This window comes from Nisaea sp. (assembly GCF_040217065.1).
GTDB lineage: Bacteria > Pseudomonadota > Alphaproteobacteria > Thalassobaculales > Thalassobaculaceae > Nisaea.
In genome coordinates this window covers 218,559-233,322 of sequence record NZ_JAVJNX010000005.1, presented here as the reverse complement: position 1 = coordinate 233,322, position 14,764 = coordinate 218,559, and the positions used below count along the sequence as shown (strand labels likewise).

14 protein-coding genes are annotated in these 14,764 nt (G+C 60.1%); 7 read left to right on the top strand and 7 right to left on the bottom strand.

Features of this window, described 5'->3' with window-relative positions; all coding sequences use genetic code 11:
• Position 1: 1 nt before the first annotated feature.
• The gene (locus RH950_RS05775) at positions 2–2,065 is read left to right on the top strand and encodes a dipeptide ABC transporter ATP-binding protein (RefSeq protein WP_350054614.1); all 2,064 of its coding nucleotides are present in this window, start codon (positions 2–4) and stop codon (positions 2,063–2,065) included.
• Between the two features lie 103 nt (positions 2,066–2,168).
• Here RH950_RS05775 and RH950_RS05770 read toward each other — a convergent pair whose 3' ends face one another.
• The gene (locus RH950_RS05770; protein WP_350054612.1) at positions 2,169–2,645 is read right to left on the bottom strand and encodes a helix-turn-helix domain-containing protein; all 477 of its coding nucleotides are present in this window, start codon (positions 2,643–2,645) and stop codon (positions 2,169–2,171) included.
• Positions 2,646–3,125: 480 nt separating this feature from the next.
• Between RH950_RS05770 and RH950_RS05765 the strand changes: the two genes are divergently transcribed.
• On the top strand, positions 3,126–4,676 hold the full coding sequence (locus RH950_RS05765; protein WP_350054610.1) for a trimethylamine methyltransferase family protein: 1,551 nt from the start codon (positions 3,126–3,128) through the stop codon (positions 4,674–4,676).
• A 23-nt stretch (positions 4,677–4,699) separates the two neighbouring features.
• On the opposite strand, the gene RH950_RS05760 is transcribed toward RH950_RS05765, so the two are convergent.
• Entirely contained in the window at positions 4,700–5,665 is a 966-nt protein-coding gene (locus RH950_RS05760) for a fatty acid desaturase (RefSeq protein ID WP_350054608.1), read from the bottom strand.
• 130 nt (positions 5,666–5,795) lie between these two features.
• Between RH950_RS05760 and RH950_RS05755 the strand changes: the two genes are divergently transcribed.
• From RH950_RS05755 to RH950_RS05740, 4 genes are all read left to right on the top strand, one after another.
• The gene (locus tag RH950_RS05755) at positions 5,796–6,659 is read left to right on the top strand and encodes a helix-turn-helix domain-containing protein (protein WP_350054606.1); all 864 of its coding nucleotides are present in this window, start codon (positions 5,796–5,798) and stop codon (positions 6,657–6,659) included.
• On the top strand, positions 6,656–7,459 hold the full coding sequence (locus RH950_RS05750; protein WP_350054604.1) for a phosphate/phosphite/phosphonate ABC transporter substrate-binding protein: 804 nt from the start codon (positions 6,656–6,658) through the stop codon (positions 7,457–7,459). Before RH950_RS05755 ends, RH950_RS05750 begins: the two co-directional genes overlap by 4 nt.
• Before the next feature lie 72 nt (positions 7,460–7,531).
• Positions 7,532–8,236, top strand: coding sequence for a glutathione S-transferase N-terminal domain-containing protein (locus tag RH950_RS05745; RefSeq protein WP_350054602.1), 705 nt, complete (start codon positions 7,532–7,534; stop codon positions 8,234–8,236).
• A gap of 30 nt (positions 8,237–8,266) precedes the next feature.
• Complete coding sequence (locus RH950_RS05740; RefSeq protein ID WP_350054601.1) at positions 8,267–8,815, top strand: carboxymuconolactone decarboxylase family protein; 549 nt, start codon at positions 8,267–8,269, stop codon at positions 8,813–8,815.
• A gap of 495 nt (positions 8,816–9,310) precedes the next feature.
• Here the strand turns inward: RH950_RS05740 and phnE are convergent, their stop codons facing one another.
• The 3 genes from phnE to phnC all read right to left on the bottom strand — a co-directional run bounded on the left by phnE (position 9,311) and on the right by phnC (position 12,094).
• Entirely contained in the window at positions 9,311–10,090 is a 780-nt protein-coding gene (phnE, locus tag RH950_RS05735; RefSeq protein WP_350054599.1) for a phosphonate ABC transporter, permease protein PhnE, read from the bottom strand.
• Between the two features lie 93 nt (positions 10,091–10,183).
• Positions 10,184–11,200: a phosphonate ABC transporter substrate-binding protein gene (gene phnD / locus RH950_RS05730; RefSeq protein ID WP_350054597.1), complete on the bottom strand. Its 1,017-nt coding sequence runs from the start codon at positions 11,198–11,200 to the stop codon at positions 10,184–10,186.
• 33 nt (positions 11,201–11,233) lie between these two features.
• Positions 11,234–12,094, bottom strand: a complete 861-nt coding sequence (gene phnC, locus RH950_RS05725; protein WP_350054595.1) for a phosphonate ABC transporter ATP-binding protein — start codon at positions 12,092–12,094, stop codon at positions 11,234–11,236.
• Between the two features lie 274 nt (positions 12,095–12,368).
• Between phnC and RH950_RS05720 the strand changes: the two genes are divergently transcribed.
• Entirely contained in the window at positions 12,369–13,121 is a 753-nt protein-coding gene (locus RH950_RS05720; protein ID WP_350054593.1) for a tellurite resistance TerB family protein, read from the top strand.
• A gap of 11 nt (positions 13,122–13,132) precedes the next feature.
• On the opposite strand, the gene RH950_RS05715 is transcribed toward RH950_RS05720, so the two are convergent.
• On the bottom strand, positions 13,133–13,585 hold the full coding sequence (locus RH950_RS05715; protein WP_350054591.1) for a MaoC family dehydratase: 453 nt from the start codon (positions 13,583–13,585) through the stop codon (positions 13,133–13,135).
• Positions 13,586–13,589: 4 nt separating this feature from the next.
• Positions 13,590–14,654, bottom strand: a complete 1,065-nt coding sequence (locus tag RH950_RS05710) for a tartrate dehydrogenase (protein ID WP_350054589.1) — start codon at positions 14,652–14,654, stop codon at positions 13,590–13,592.
• Positions 14,655–14,764 lie beyond the last annotated feature (110 nt).

Below are 14,764 nucleotides of genomic sequence, written 5' to 3'. Positions count from 1 at the left end.
CATGACAGAACCGATCCTGGAAATCACGAACCTTTCAATCTCCTTCTTCGTCCGCGCCGGCGAAATCCCCGCCGTGATGGATTTCTCCTGCAAGGTCATGCCTGGTGAAGCCATGGGGCTGGTCGGCGAGTCCGGCTGCGGCAAGTCCACAGTCGCCCTCGGCGTCATGCGGGATCTCTCCAACCGGGGGAAGATCACGGCCGGCTCCATCAAGTTCAAGGGCCGCGAGCTGACCAGCATGAGCGAGAAGGACCTGCGGAAAATCCGCGGCTCCGAGATCGCCATGGTCTATCAGGAACCGATGGCCAGCCTGAACCCCGCCATGCGGGTCGGACGGCAGCTCATGGAAGTGCCGATCCTGCATGAGAACACCTCGGTCGAGGAGGCCTATGACCGGGCTCTGGAGATGATGGAACTGGTGCGCCTGCCCGATCCGGAGCGGATGATGGATTCCTATCCGCACCAGCTTTCCGGTGGCCAGCAGCAGCGCATCGTCATCGCCATGGCCCTGCTGTCCAAGCCCGCGCTGCTCCTCATGGACGAGCCGACGACAGCTCTCGACGTCACGGTCGAAGCCGGCATCGTCGATCTGGTGAAAGAACTTGGCAGCCGTTTCGGCACCTCGATGCTGTTCATCTCGCACAATCTCGGCCTCATACTCGAGACATGCGACCGGATCACGGTGATGTATTCCGGTGAAGCCGTCGAGACCGGGTCCGTGAACGACGTGTTCGAGCAGATGCGGCATCCCTATACCCAGGGCCTGTTCCGCTCCATCCCGCTGCCCGGTGCGGACAAATACTCCCACCCTCTGGTTGCCATTCCCGGCCAGTTGCCTCTGCCGCACGAGCGCCCGGCCGGCTGCAATTTCGGACCGCGTTGCGCATTTTTTGAGGCCGGAAAATGCGACATCGGCGAGATTCACATGCAGGATGCCGGCGTCGGAGAGTTTCATTTCTCGCGCTGCGAGCGGGTGGCGGAAATCGATTGGGACGCGCCGCCAACACATGACGGGATCATTGAGCCGACAGTGCCGGGCGAGGTCATCCTCACGGTCAACGGGCTGAAAAAGTACTACGAAGTGGCAGCGAACAAGATGTTCGGCGGCGGTGAGAGCCGCGTCGTCAAGGCCAACGAGGAAATCACCTTCAACGCCCGTGAAGCGGAAACCGTCGCGATCGTGGGTGAATCCGGCTGCGGAAAATCCACCCTCGCCAAGATTCTGCTTGGCCTCGAGACCGCCACGGAAGGCACTGTCTCGCTTGGCAATCTCGAAATCGGAAGTACCGATATCGGAGATCGTGATACCGGCACCATCAGTTCCATTCAGATGGTGTTCCAGAATCCGTTCGACACCCTGAATCCGAGCCACGCCGTCGGCGCCCAAATTGTCCGGACGCTGGAGCGGTTCGGCATCGGCAACACGCCGGACGAGCGCGAGGAGCGCATGCTCGAGCTGCTCGATCTCGTAAAATTGCCGCGCGAATTCGCCAAACGCATGCCGCGCCAGCTTTCCGGTGGCCAGAAACAGCGCATTGGTGTGGCCCGCGCGTTCGCCGGCGCACCGAAAGTCGTGGTTGCGGACGAACCGGTCTCGGCGCTGGACGTCTCAGTGCAGGCGGCCGTCACGGAACTGCTGATGGACATCCAGCGGGCCTCGCGCACCACGATGCTGTTCATCAGCCACGACCTTTCAGTGGTCCGTTATATCGCGGACCGGGTGGTCGTGATGTATCTCGGCCATATCGTCGAACAGGGCACGACTGAAGACGTCTTCTCGCCGCCCTATCACCCCTATACCGAGGCCCTGCTCTCCGCGATCCCGATCGCGGACACGAAGGTGGTAAAAAAACATATCGTGCTGGACGGCGACATTCCCTCGGCGATGAACCCGCCATCCGGATGCCCCTTCCAGACCCGCTGCCAGCACAAGAACGCGGTCCCGGGAAACATCTGCGAGACCGATCTGCCGCCGACCCGGACACTGGCAGGCGGCCACCAGATCAAGTGTCACCTCGCCGACGATATCCTGGACAGGATGGAACCCGTCGTCGCGCTCGGCTGAGCCGGACCGGAACTCCGATCAGGTTGTAAAAAAGAAAAAGCGGATGGCCAAGGGCCATCCGCTTCTCTCATTCAATGGCCCATTTCCAGGCCACAGGAACTGTTTAGACGTCGCCCGGCAGGGCTTGGGAGACGGACTTCACCATTTCGGTGATGCGCTTGCGCACACCGACATTGGTGATGTTGTAATAGGCTCGAACCAGCTCAAGCGTTTCACGCCGCGCCATCGGGTCGTTCGGCTTTTCCTCATATTCTGTCGTCGACGAGCCGGACCGCACTTTGCGCGGTGAGTTCGCCGCCGTGTCATCCGTCATATCGTCGAAGAAGAAGCTGACGGGAACATCAAGGATCTGCGCGATATCCCAAAGGCGGGAAGCGCTGATACGGTTGGAGCCGCGCTCGTATTTCTGAACCTGTTGAAAGGTGATATTCAGCGCTTCGCCCAATTGTTCCTGGCTCATGCCCAGGAGGGTGCGGCGCAACCGAACACGACGTCCGACATGGACGTCAATCGCGTTGTTGTTCGTCACGCGATAGTTCGGGTCCTCGTTACCATTCAATGCTTGCTTTGCTGCGGGCATTCTCAGTCTCTAGCAGGTTGAGTGAAGTTGGTTCTCGGTCACACAATCAAAACATAGGACCGAGTGTGACCGGTTTCTACAACGGCTCGGTGTTATTTCCAACAAAAACTAAAGGATTCGTAGAATAGTATTTGGTGACAGTAAAATTAAGACTAAAATAAATTAACTATGTTCATTAACAAATTTTAATAAATTAACTTACATTTTAAACGAAGAGAAAATTACCTTTAATTTATTCTAGCATTTTTATCTTATTAAAATTGGGATTTAAATACAGAACGACTTCTCCAAAAGCACCAAGAAAGAGAGTCCGTGCACAAAATGCCGAACAGTCTTTTCGTTGTTTCAAATTCTATTCTTTCTCATTCCAAATGCGACGGCCAACATTAAAGTTTTGTCGCCGCATGGCTAGACACTAGCCCTCCTAAAATAGGCAAGATTACGGCAATAAAAAGGTCTTAGTAGGAGGCATCAATCACGATGGCCGAACCCCGAAACAGAACCAGAAAGCGCGGACGAACACGGCAAGGTTCGGACTCTACCGGTAGTCGGCAGAAAATCGCGCAGGCCGAATGGCGCCGGCTTCGCTCACCTTATCCGCCCATGGGTATCGTCTCGGCGGACGAGCTTGAGGCAATCCATGACGCATCGTTACGCATTCTGAGCGAGATCGGGATCGATTTTCTAGATGCGACGGCACGCGGCATATTGAAGCAGTGCGGCGCTGATGTCGCGGAAGGCTCGGAACGCGTCCGTTTCGACCCGGATATGGTGCTTGAATATGTGGCGAAAGCGCCATCGGAATTCACCCTCCATGGCGGTCGCCCCGAACGGGACCTCGTCTTCGGCGGCAACAACATCAACTTTGCCAGTATCGCCAGCGCTCCCTTCTGCAGCGACCTTGAAGGCGGACGCCGGGACGGCAATTACGCCGACTTCCAGAATTTCATCCGCATGGGCCAGACCGCGAACATCATCCATCTTTTTGGCGGCTATCCGGTCGAGCCAGTCGACCTGCCCCCGCAGACACGGCATCTGGACTGCCACTATTCCTTCCTGACCCTGTCCGACAAGGTGCATCACGCCTATTCCCTCGGGCGCCAGCGGCCGAGCGATGCCATCGACATGCTGTGCATCGCCCGCGGCGAGACCCGCGACAGCATCGTCGACCGGCCCGGGCTGCATTCCATCATCAACACCTCCTCCCCGCTCCGGGTCGATGTCCCGATGCTGCAGGGGCTGATGGAGATGAGCAGTCATGGCCAGGCCATTTGCGTCACCCCCTTCACACTCTCTGGCGCGATGAGCCCGGTGACCATCGCAGGCGCCCTCGCCCAGCAGAATGCCGAAGCGCTCGCCGTCATTGCCTTCACCCAGATGGTCCGTGCCGGCGCCCCGGTGATCTATGGCGGTTTCACCTCTAATGTGGATATGCGCAGCGGCGCCCCCGCCTTCGGCACGCCGGAATATGCCAAGGCGGCTTTTGTAGGCGGCCAACTCGCCCGTAAATACGGCCTGCCCTACCGCTCGACGAACGCCAATGCCTCGAACGCGGTTGATGCACAGGCGGCTTGGGAGAGCATGATGTCGCTCTGGCCGGTCGTGCTCGGACACACGAACCTGGTGATGCATGCTGCCGGATGGATGGAAGGGGGCCTCACCGCTTCCTTCGAGAAGTTCGTGACCGATCTCGAACTGCTGCAGGGCATGGCCGCGTTCCTGCAGCCGCTGGAGATCAATGAGGCGAGCCTCGGCCTGGAAGCCATCCGCGATGTCGGACCGGGCGGGCATTTCTTCGGCACCGCGCACACACTGGAACGCTATGAGACAGCCTTCTACCAGCCGCTGCTTTCAGACTGGCGCAATTACGAAAGCTGGGAGGAAGCCGGCAGCCCGGACGCACTGACCCGGGCAAACCGGACATACCGCGCCCTGCTGGCGGAATATGAAGCGCCGGCAATCGACCCCGGGATCGATGAAGAGCTGAAAGCCTATATGGCCAGACGGCGGGAAGCCCCCGGGATCGAATAGCGACCAGACACGAGCGGCCGCATTCAGAAATGCGGGTGAGCCGGGTGTTCCTTCTGACGGAACAGCCATCGCCGCGCCACGTCACGATATCCGCGATAGATCCGCTCCTGCCGGCGGTTGCTCATCCGGCGGCGCAGCACCTCGTATCGCGGCAGCGCGTACCACGGCACGCCCGGGCTGCTGTGATGCGCGACATGCAGATTGTTGTTCAGGAACAGCAGGGCCAGCGGGGCTTCCGCCTCGACGATGGCGGTCCGGTCCTCGACGTCCGGCGCGGCATGATGCTCGGCAAAAGACCGGAGCAGCAGCAGACCGGTTCCCGGATAGGCAAAACAAAGGATATAGAGCCAGATTGGCATGTCGCAGACGGCAACAATCCAGACCGCGAGCACGGCCAGCCCAGCCGCGTGACAGGCCCAGTTCTTCAGACGCCCCTGCCCGTGCATCAGATCCCGCGCCTGACGCCAGAGGAACGAGACAGCGACAAAGGCCGGACCGAGCAGGAGGCGGCCGGCAAGGGTATTCACTGCGCGATACAGCATCCGGCGCGGCATCGAAAAACCCCTCCATTGCTCCGACGTCACATAAAAGGATTCCGGATCCTCGATCGGATCCGTAAGGAATTCATTGCGGTGATGCTTCAGATGACTGTCGCGGTAGATCCCGAACGGCACCCAGAGCATCAGCGGCAGACTTGCAAGCAGAGTGTTGAGCCATCCGACCCGGGTTGGATGGCCGTGGATGGCCTCGTGCTGATAGCTCGCATGCCAGGCAACCACCGGCGCACCAAAGAGCGCCACCACCCATACCGGCAGCGCAGCATACCAATAGGTGACGGCCGCGAAGATACCGTGAATAACAACCCAAAGTGCGACGGTCTGCCATTCAACCGGAGGGATGTGAGGTGCGAGGGCAGCGCCTGCATTTCCTGTGGAAACAACAGCTTCCGGATTTTTCAGCGCGGTCGGTAACGGAGAGCGTTCAAACATGTCGGCAGACTATGCTGCACCGCACCGCCACAACAACGAGCGTTTGCGCTCCTTTCACGACTATTGTTGATTACTCACCCCAAACGCAGATATAAAGAAACATCGCTTCTTTTTCTCGCAGGTATCTGACTTGGATCGTCGAGACACCGTCGAAATTTTCCGAACCCGTCTGGCCGAAAGCATGGAGCGGGCGGGTATGAACCGCTCCAGCCTGGCACGGCGCGTCGGGGTTGACCGTTCAACCCTGTCCCAGTTGCTGTCGCCGGACAACGAACGGCTGCCCCGCGCCGATACGGTGGCGTCCATCGCTTCGGCCCTGCAGGTCAGCCTCGACTGGCTGCTGGGCCTGACCCAGCAGGAACAGCTCGGCGCAGAGATCCTGCAACGATCCATCCACATCACCGAGGCCTCGCGAGCGGCGGCTGACCGTAATATTGCCGAATGGCATGCGGAAGCCGTCGGCTACAAGATCCGCTATGTCCCGACCAACCTGCCGGACCAAGTCAAGACCCCGGAAATCCTTGCCTACGAGCACGGCGCCGTGGAGGTTTTCGAGCGCGACAGCGCGCTGGAGCGGGCGCAGGACCGTCTGGCATACACACGACGCCCCGAGACCGATATCGAGATCTGCATGCCGCGACAGGCCCTTGACGATTTCGCCGCGGGAGCAGGCATCTGGGGCGATCTCGCGCCGTCGCTCAGATACGCGCAGTTGCTCTACATGAAACAACTTCACGACGAACTCTATCCGCGGATGCGTATCTACCTGTATGACGGTCGCAGAGTTTTTTCCGCACCACTGACCATTTTCGGCCCACTGCGCGCCTCGCTCTATCTCGGGCAGAGTTTCTTTGTCTTCAATACCACCGAGCATATCCGTACGCTGGCACACCATTTCGACCAACTGATCCGCGATGCGGTCGTGCAGAGCCATGCCCTGGGAGACTATATCGACGGTCTGTTTGCACAATTTCCGGAACACGACGCCGCATGATTGCTTCGCTCGACATGTACGACTTTCCGGAGGTCCGGGACGCGACCGATGCCTGGTGGGCCGCACTGGCACGGGGCTTTGCGGCGGAAGGACTGGAGGATATCCCGCGGCACCGGACCCGGTTGCCGGAAGAGAGTGTACCCTGGTCGGCGCCGGACCTGTTCTTCACCCAGATCTGTGGCTATCCGCTGCGCAAACAGTTTCGCCGGACGCTCCGGGTCGTCGGGACGCCCTGCTATCGGGCGGAGGGATGCAGCGGACCGCGCTACCGTAGTGCGATCATCGTTCAGCGCGGCGCCGGGATCGGCTCCATCGCCGAACTGCGCGGCGCACGGCTCGCCTATAACGGCGCGCACTCCCAGTCCGGAATGAGCGCTTTTCGCGCCCTGCTCGCGGAAAAGGGAGTTGAACCCGGTTTCTTCGGGGATGCGATCTGCAGCCGCGGCCATCGGGCAAGTGTCGCTCTGGTATCCTCCGGCGAAGCAGACACGGCCGCCATCGATTGCGTGACCTTGGCCCTGCTGCAGAAACATGCGCCACAAGAGTGCGATACGATTGAGATTCTCGCCTGGACCCCGGATGCGCCGGGATTGCCGTACGCCGTGCCGGCGGCGACCAGTGGCGCGACCGTAGCTGCCATGCGGAGGGGGATTGAACGGGCTCTCGCGGACCCAGCGGCACAATCCGCTCGCGACGCCCTGCTGATCTGCGGATTCAGCCCATTGTCCGATGCCGATTATGAAGAAATCGACGTCATGGAGACACGTGCCCGCGAGCAAGGGCTGTCTTCCCTCTTCTAGGCTTGTTGCCAGGCGCCCGGCACGGCAAGATCGCCACCGAAAGACCAATCGCTTCTGTCACGGAGACACGCCATGGCCATTACCTTTTACGATCTGTCCGCCAAAAACGGTGCCCGCTTCAGCCCGTTCGGATGGCGCGCCCGCATGGCCCTGGCCCACAAGGGCCTCGAGGCGGATGCAACGGTCGAGCACGTTCGCTTCGGCGAAAAGGACAAGCTCGACTTCAGCGGGCAGAAACTCGTTCCGGTCCTGAAAGACGCCAACACCGTGGTTTGCGATAGCTGGGATATCGCCTGCTATCTCGAAGAGACCTACTCGGACCGCCCAAGTCTTTTCGGTGGCGAGGCTGGCCGGGGCGGCGCGCTCTTTGTCACAGAATGGACCAACCGGACGATCAACCCGCTGGTTGCCGGATGCATCGTGCATGACGTCTATCTTGCCTGCGACGAGCGCGATCAGCCCTACTTCAAGGAGACCCGCGAGGCGCGCTTCGGTAAATCTCTGGAAGAGGTCCAGAAGGGGCGTGAAGACAGGCTTCCCGATCTGCACAAGGCATTGGCACCCGCACGTGCGGTGATAGAGAAGCAAGCCTATCTCGGCGGCACTGGGCCGAGCTTTTCGGACTACGCGCTCTTCGGCACGCTCATGTGGGCGCGGATTTCCAGCTCGTTCGAGCTGCTCGCCGAGGACGATCCGCTCTGGTCCTGGCGCGAGCGGCTGCTGGACGCCCATGATGGTGCCGCCCGCAAGGAGAAGCTCTGCGCCGACGCCGCCTGAGCCACAACAAAGAACTGGAAGTCCAGCATCATGTCACGCGTCCCCGCCCTCAAGCCCGAAGACATGTCCGACGCGCAGCGAACAATCCACGATGCCATCGTCAACGGTCCCCGCGGCCGGGTCGAAGGCCCGTTGAAGATCTGGCTGCACAGCCCGGCTCTCGCCGACAAGGCGCAGCAGCTGGGCCAGTTCGCCCGGTTCGACAGTACGCTCGAGCCACGGCTTTCCGAGCTCGCCATCATGGTTACCGGCCGCTTCTGGGGGGCTCAGTTCGAATGGTCCGTGCACAAGCCGTTCGCGTTGAAAGCCGGTATTTCAGAAGCGGTTCTGGACGCCATCCGGGACCGGCGCACCCCGTCATTCGAGAAAACCGACGAACGCGTCGTCCATGATGTCTCCCGCGCCCTGCACGAAACCCACAAGATCGGCGACGCGCTCTATGCCGAAGCAATTGAGGTGCTGGGTCAGCAGCGGCTGATCGACCTTGTTGGTCTGCTCGGCTATTACACGCTGATTTCCATGACCATCAATGCGTTCGAGGTTCCGCTGGAAGGCAATCAGGTGGCGGAACTCGACTGAAACTGTCGATGCATGCCGGGCTCATGCAGCACAGCGTGCATCGACAACCGGCACGAACAATTCAGTTTTCGCGCTAAATTTTTTTTCGATTTTTCGAATTGGTAAATATTGCATTAACCCAATTTTTCCACTAATTCTGTCACCATGTAGTAGGAGATCGAAGATGGTAACTCTTGCAATGGTGATCATCACATGGTGCGTGGTAGCGCTTGTCGGCGGTATTATGCTCGGTCGCGGTATCCGCGAAAACTGATCAAGACGCCAGCCAAGTATTCCATTTTCTGGATTCCGGCCTGTATCCGCTACTCCAGATTTCCAACACGTTCAGCTGCGGCCGTTGTCCCGGGATCTGCGCCATCAAGACGGGCCGGCGCGCAGCACAAACTCAATCCCGACGATAATCGCTGCCAGCATCGCAAGATAGATGACGAACTGTGCGTGATCCTCGCCATCGATCACCACCTTGCGCAAGCGCGCCCCAAAAATATCGAACAGCTAAACCGTCGCCAGAATGATCAACAGGATCGCTGCGCCTGATCCGTAATCGAATCCCCGCAGGGCTTCCGACAGGGACATGCCGATACCGCCGGCACCGACGATACCCAGCACCGTGGCCGACCGCACATTTGCCTCGAACCGGTAGAGCGAAAACGAAATCCAGAGCGGCAGGACCTGCGGGATAACGCCGAAGACAATTTCATGCAGGCTCGTGGCCCCGGTCGCTCGGATACCTTCGACCGGACGCGGATCGATGGCTTCAACGGCCTCGGAGAACAGCTTCGCCAGCGTACCGGTCGTATGAATGGCCAGCGCCAGCACCCCGGCAAGCGGACCCAGCCCGACAGCGGCGACAAAAACCAGGGCAAAAACCAGCTCGTTGATCGCCCTGAACGCATCCATCAGACGCCGCACAGGGAAGCTGAGCCAGGCCGGCGCCAGGTTCGACGCGGACATCAGGCCGAACGGCACCGCGAACACGACCGAGAGGAACGAGCCCCAGACCGCCATCTGCACGGTCTCCAGCATCAGGTCGAGATAACTCCGCCAATAGCGGAAATTCGGCTCCAGGAAATCGGACAGCAGCATCGCCATGTTACCGCCGCCGCTGAACACATCGCCGATACGGTTCATGTCCGACGGCACGAAACTCCAGACCAGCATGATCAGGAAAGTGCCCCAGAGCAGGTAGTCGAACGCCTGCTCCTGGCGGCCACGCCCAGGCACGACGATGTCCTCCAGGCGGGGCTGGGTTCCGTTGGCGGCGCTATTATTCATGGCTGACACTCATGGGACTTGGTTCCCGAAAAGAAGCGGGGGCCGCGTGGCCCCCGCATATCGGCCCGGCGATTCACCGGACCGGGATCTGGATTACTTGCGCGGACGCGCTTCGGCGGCGCGACGGATTTCCGCGATCTTCTCGTCGATCTTGGCTATCTTCTCTTTCTTCTCGGACTGGGAGAAAGTGTCGTCACCCTGGATGGACATGCGCTGACGGATTTGGTCCATCTCATAGAACGGCCAGAGCTGGGCGTTCGAGGACGGCACGAACGGGCCCATATCGATCATGGCGAGGATTTCACGCGCCGTGGTCACTTCCGCATCGCTGCCGAGGCGGCCATAGGTCATGAAAAAGCTCATGATCTTGGCTTTCAGATCTTTGTTCAGTTCCGGGCGCCAGGCCATCGGATCGGATGCGATCAGCGGGGAGCGCCAGATTTCCTTGATCTCGGCAAACAGTTCCGGTTTGGCAAGTTTCAGGCGCTTGTAGAGACCACCGGAGGACGCAACGGCCGCATCGACTTGCTTGGTCGCGACGGAGATCAGGTTGGTCTCATGGTTTGCATTGCGGACAATCTTGAAACATTCCTTCGGATCAACGCCTTCTTTGGCGAAGATAAAGGTAGACGGCACCAGAAAGCCCGAGGTCGAGTTCGGATCGCCAAGGCCAAAATTCAAGCTCTTGTCGCACTTCATGACGTCTTCGTAGCTCAGACCAGAATCCTTGTGCGTGACCATGACCGACCAGTACCCCTGATCGCCGTTGGATTCGGTCGTCTGTGCAAAGATCTCGGCACCGGCGCGGTCGACGGCGACCATGCCGGACTTGTTGCCGTACCAGGCGATATCGACCTTGTCGAAGCGCATGGCCTCGATCACACCCGCATAGTCGGCCGCGAAGAACGGCTTCACCGGCATACCGATATCCGCTTCGAGCGCCTGCAGGAACGGTCCCCACTTCTCGCGCTGGGCGGAGCTGTTCTCTGTAGCGATGATGCCGAAATTGATTTCCTTGGGATCTTCGCGATCAGCAAAGGCAGGCATGGCGCTTGTCGCGAGGCCGGTTGCCAGAACCGCGGCGGCGGTCAGGCGGGTGAAGATGGTCATGGGGTCAGCTCCTCTAGATGCTGGGGGATGGGGTCAGGCGAATGCGGCAAGCCGCCCTTCCGCCGTCTCGTGTGCCTCCGCGAAATCCTCGGCATCGGGGAGGATCAGCTCTTCGCTGGCCTCGCCGTAGATTTCTCGGAGAAAAGCAGTGGTGAGATCGTGGGACGGGCCGTCGAAAACGACCCGGCCGTCCCGCATGGCGATGGTGCGCTTGCAGTAGCGCCGGGCATATTCGACTTGATGCAACGAGACGAGTACGGCTGTGCCTTCCGTCCGATTGATATCGGACAGTGTCTCCATCACCCGGCGGGCCGAAGCGGGATCGAGGGAGGCAATCGGCTCGTCGGCGAGAATGGCTTCGGATTCCTGCACCAGGCTGCGGGCAATGGCCGCGCGCTGCTGCTGCCCGCCGGAGAGCGTGGCCGCACGTTGCCGCGCCGTCGCCGCGATGCCGACCCGGGCGAGCGCCTGCATGGCCCGCTGCTTTTCCAAATGGGAGAACTGCATGAGGACGCCGCGCCATTTCGGCATGCGGCCGAGCCGTCCCGCGAGCACGTTGGTCAACACCGTCAGACGCGGCACCAGATTGAATTGCTGGAAGATGACCCCAAGACGACGACGCACTTGCGACACATCGCCGGTCAGGCGACCACCGGCCTGTACCTGATCGCCGAATACCGCAATCTCGCCACCGTCAGCGCCCTTGTTGGCAACTATCAGGCCGCCGATATGCCGGATCAGCGTCGACTTGCCGGAGCCGGAGGCGCCGATCAGCGCCACCATCTCGCCCGCTTCAAGCTGGACGGATACCCCGTCCAGCGCCTTGCGCCCGTTCGGAAATGTCTTGCAGACGTTCGTGACCTGAATAACAGGCTGGCTCTGAGTATGTGACATGCGACCCCTTCCCAAGGATCGCGACATTACTCAGAAGGGTTGACCGGCACGCCGCAGCGCTATGACGGTTTCAGGACTCTGCCGTGACTCAATACCCACGATTTGACGCAAAAATGTCGGAATTCCGTAATGAGCGCCAACAATCAATCCGGTTGAGCCGTTTTCGCGATGATGACCTCGTCCTCCCGAAACCGGTTCCGCACCTGACTTTACTTATTGCAGCAACGATCCTCTGCCCCCACCTGTTCCTTCGGAAACTGAAAAGAGGAACCCGATGAACCCGCAGAATATTCTTCAGCAATTTCTTGGATCCAACGCAGCCCAGTCTGCAGGTGCAACCCTTCGGTCGGCGCAGGGAAAACTTGCAAATAGCGGAACGGCAGGTGTGGTCGGCGGTCTTGCGGCAGGCGGGTTACTCGGCGTGTTACTTGGAAACAAGAAAGCACGGAAGAAAGCAGGGAAACTCGCCGGCGGGGTGGTTGGCTATGGCGGCGCCGCCGCTCTTGGCGCTCTTGCTTATCGCGCTTACCAGAATTGGCAGGACGGCCAGTCCGCCCAAACGGCTGTAAACTCGGCTCCCAAACCCGGACCTACAGGCAGCGTTCCGACACTCCCCCCAGCCGCTCCGGCTGGATCGAAATTCGACCCGGCGGCCTCGCCGGCAGCAGACGGTCGATCATTCGAGTTGGCTCTTGTTCTGGCGATGATTGGAGCAGCCAATGCGGATGGCCATATTGACGCGGACGAGCAAAAACTGATTTTCGAACGCGTCGGGGCGACTGATCTTGAAGCAACGGAGAAAGGCTTCATCTTTGACGCACTCGCCAAGCCGCCGAGCCTGCAAGAGGTAGCAGACTTTGCCGATGGCCCGGAGCAAGGCGCTGAGCTCTATCTGGCGTCACGCCTCGCGATCGATCCAGATCATCCGATGGAACAGGCCTACATGGAAGCCCTGGCCACGCGACTTTCTCTGCCGGCCGAACTTGTGGCACATCTGGAAAGCCAGAGCGCACAGATGGGCGGTTGAACCCGCGGCACTCAGGTACCGTTGCAAGACACGATCTGCGGGCACTCCATGGTCATCACCGCCTCGCCGTCCTGATTGAAGGTGGTGTATTTGAACCGCACGAAGCCGCGATCCGGCTTCGTCCGGGAGGGACGCTTCTCCAGCACCTCCATCTCCACTCTCAACGTGTCGCCCGGCCGCACCGGTTTCAGCCAGTTCAGCTGATCGATGGTCCCGGCGCCGAGATTCGTCGCCTGCAGCCCGTTCGCTTGCCAGGCCAGCCTGAAGCTGACGGCAAGGGTCTGGAAGCCGCTGGAGATAACGCCGCCGAAATGGCTCTCCTCGGCGTCCGGCACACTGATATGGAATGGCTGCGGGTCGTATTTCCAGGCGAAATCGATGATCTCTGATTCCGTCATGGTCTTGCGCTGGGAACGGAGGACCTGGCCGATTTCCAGGTCCTCGAAATAAACGGGCGACTGCATCGGGTTAGCCCCGGAGCACGGCGGCGATGGCGTCGCCGAGATCCGTCGTACTGGCCTGACCGCCGAGATCCGGGGTCTTCGGCCCGCCACCGGAAATCACCGTCTCGCAGGCCGCGACGATGGCATCGGCCGCCTCCTGGTGGCCGTGATGCTCCAGCAGCATGGCACCGGACCAGATCTGACCGATCGGGTTGGCGATGCCCTTGCCGGCAATGTCCGGGGCGGAGCCATGCACCGGCTCGAACATTGAGGGATATTTCTTCTCCGGATTGATGTTCGCGGACGGCGCGATGGCGATGGAGCCGGCCACGGCCGGGCCGAGATCGGAGAGAATGTCGCCGAACAGGTTGGAGCCGACAACCACGTCGAACCAGTCCGGATGCAGCACGAAATTCGCGACCAGAATGTCGATATGATACTGGTCCGTCGCCAGATCCGGGTATTCCTTCGAGATCGCCGCGAAACGCTCGTCCCAGTACGGCATTGTATGGATGATGCCGTTGGACTTGGTGGCGGACGTCACCTTCTTCTTGCCCGTGCGTTGGCAAAGCTCAAAGGCGAAGCGCATGATCCGGTCGGTCCCGGTGCGGGTGAAGACGCTTTCCTGCATCGCCATCTCACGGTCCGTGCCCTCGAACAGGCGACCGCCGATGGAGGAATATTCACCCTCGTTATTCTCGCGCACGACATAAAAGTCGATATCTTCCGAGGTCCGGTTTGCGAGCGGGCAATTCATGCCCTTCAGCATCCGGATCGGGCGCAGGTTCACATACTGCTCCATCTCCCGACGGATCGGGATCAGCAGGCCCCAGAGCGAGACATGATCAGGCACGCCCGGAAAGCCGACGGCGCCGAGGAAGATCGAGTCGAATTCCTTGAGCTGCTCGATGCCGTCCAGCGGCATCATCAGGCCGGTCTTCTTGTAGCGCTCGCAGCTCCAGTCGAATTCCGTGAAATCATACTCAATGCCGAACTTCGCCCCGGCCGCCTCCAGCACCTTGATGCCTTCCGGGATCACCTCCCAGCCGATTCCGTCTCCGGGAATGACCGCGATCTTGATTTTCGACATTGTGGCTCTCCTCCGCATGAGCAAATTTTGTTGCCGGCATGATAGGCGGAGGATGCCGCCGGACAAAACCACTCCGTGGAACTATTCCGTTTTCAATCTGCTCACAGCCT

Excerpts from the sequence above, each read along its gene's own strand:
- RH950_RS05745 (WP_350054602.1), top strand. The coding sequence starts at position 7,532 with ATGGCCATTACCTTTTACGATCTGTCCGCCAAAAACGGTGCCCGCTTC.
- phnD (WP_350054597.1), bottom strand. The coding sequence starts at position 11,200 with ATGACCATCTTCACCCGCCTGACCGCCGCCGCGGTTCTGGCAACCGGC.
- RH950_RS05710 (WP_350054589.1), bottom strand. The coding sequence starts at position 14,654 with ATGTCGAAAATCAAGATCGCGGTCATTCCCGGAGACGGAATCGGCTGG.
- RH950_RS05760 (WP_350054608.1), bottom strand. The coding sequence starts at position 5,665 with ATGTTTGAACGCTCTCCGTTACCGACCGCGCTGAAAAATCCGGAAGCT.
- phnE (WP_350054599.1), bottom strand. The coding sequence starts at position 10,090 with ATGAATAATAGCGCCGCCAACGGAACCCAGCCCCGCCTGGAGGACATC.
- RH950_RS05715 (WP_350054591.1), bottom strand. The coding sequence starts at position 13,585 with ATGCAGTCGCCCGTTTATTTCGAGGACCTGGAAATCGGCCAGGTCCTC.
- RH950_RS05765 (WP_350054610.1), top strand. The coding sequence starts at position 3,126 with ATGGCCGAACCCCGAAACAGAACCAGAAAGCGCGGACGAACACGGCAA.
- RH950_RS05740 (WP_350054601.1), top strand. The coding sequence starts at position 8,267 with ATGTCACGCGTCCCCGCCCTCAAGCCCGAAGACATGTCCGACGCGCAG.
- RH950_RS05720 (WP_350054593.1), top strand. The coding sequence starts at position 12,369 with ATGAACCCGCAGAATATTCTTCAGCAATTTCTTGGATCCAACGCAGCC.
- RH950_RS05750 (WP_350054604.1), top strand. The coding sequence starts at position 6,656 with ATGATTGCTTCGCTCGACATGTACGACTTTCCGGAGGTCCGGGACGCG.
- RH950_RS05770 (WP_350054612.1), bottom strand. The coding sequence starts at position 2,645 with ATGCCCGCAGCAAAGCAAGCATTGAATGGTAACGAGGACCCGAACTAT.
- phnC (WP_350054595.1), bottom strand. The coding sequence starts at position 12,094 with ATGTCACATACTCAGAGCCAGCCTGTTATTCAGGTCACGAACGTCTGC.
- RH950_RS05775 (WP_350054614.1), top strand. The coding sequence starts at position 2 with ATGACAGAACCGATCCTGGAAATCACGAACCTTTCAATCTCCTTCTTC.